General features: G+C 38.2%; 2 rRNA genes. Both read left to right on the top strand.

The features are described from left to right. Positions 1–104, top strand: a 16S ribosomal RNA gene (locus tag CLCHR_RS24300); the annotation flags it as partial. Positions 105–515: 411 nt separating this feature from the next. Next, positions 516–639: ribosomal RNA gene (locus CLCHR_RS24295) — 23S ribosomal RNA — on the top strand; the annotation flags it as partial.

Raw genomic sequence — 639 nt, 5'->3', positions numbered from 1 at the left:
GAGCTAACGCGAAAGCGAGGCAGCGACCTAAGGTAGGGTCAGCGATTGGGGTGAAGTCGTAACAAGGTAGCCGTAGGAGAACCTGCGGCTGGATCACCTCCTTTCTATGGAGAAATCTAGTTAACATGATGTTTAACTAGTATAAATACATCACTGTATGTATTAAATATAAAATACTTGCTCAAAGGTTACTTAAGTATTTGTTCTGTTCAATTTTGAAAGACTAAGTCTTTCAAAAAAATTTTCTCTAAAATTAGGGGAATGTATGTTCTTTGAAAATTGCACATAGATTTAATGTATATAAAATACAACAAAGCCAAGAATAATATTCTTTGTGAAATGATTAAGTAAATTAAAAATATTTGAATAAAATATATTAATTTACCAAAAGCGAAGCTTAGTAGTGACAAGAACGAGGAAGCAAGAGTTTTAGGAAGCGAGCGTACTTCACGTACGTGAGTGAGTAAAACACGCAGCTGACGAAGTTATTGGTGCTAATAAGTGAGCGAACCAAAGGTCAAGCTACAAAGGGCGCATGGTGAATGCCTTGGCATCAGGAGCCGATGAAGGACGCGATAAGCTGCGATAAGCTTCGGGTAGACGCACATAGTCAGAGATCCGAAGATTTCCGAATGAGGA

It is taken from the genome of Clostridium chromiireducens (genome assembly GCF_002029255.1).
In the GTDB taxonomy this organism is placed as follows: domain Bacteria; phylum Bacillota; class Clostridia; order Clostridiales; family Clostridiaceae; genus Clostridium; species Clostridium chromiireducens.
This window is presented reverse-complemented; position numbering and strand designations above follow the sequence as displayed.